The following is a 413-nucleotide window of genomic DNA, read 5'->3' on the forward strand; positions in this document are numbered from 1 at the left end:
CGAGGACCCGCGCACGTCCATCGCCACGCGGGTGCGCACCGCCCAGGAGGCGGGCAGTTTCGACCGCTGGCAGCGGCAGATGCGGCCCGGCGGACCGCGCCCCGGCTGGAGCGTGGCCGCCGTCCTCGACTGGGCCCAGCAGGGCCTGGAGCGCGGCGCCGCCCTCCATGTCCCCGCCGCTCGCTGCCTGGCCGCCGTGGCCGGACCGGAGGACCGCGCGGAGATCCTGGGCGCCGCCCGCACCGGCACCGAGGGCGCCCGCTGCACGGCCCTGCGCTATCTCGCCGACAGCGCCGCCCCCGAGGCCCTCCCGCTGATCGAGGCCGCCGTCGCCGACGGCACCACCGGGGTCGTCGAGGCCGCTGTCGACGCCTTCGAACGGATGCGGACCGAGGCGGCCGTGGAGCACGCGC

The 413-nt window shown here is 78.9% G+C and carries 1 pseudogene; it reads left to right on the forward strand.

The annotated features are described in order from the left end of the window. A pseudogene (locus GTW40_RS02345) lies at positions 1-413 on the forward strand (HEAT repeat domain-containing protein); the annotation flags it as partial.

Origin of the sequence: Streptomyces sp. SID4985 (assembly GCF_009863025.1) — a bacterium.
GTDB lineage: Bacteria > Actinomycetota > Actinomycetes > Streptomycetales > Streptomycetaceae > Streptomyces.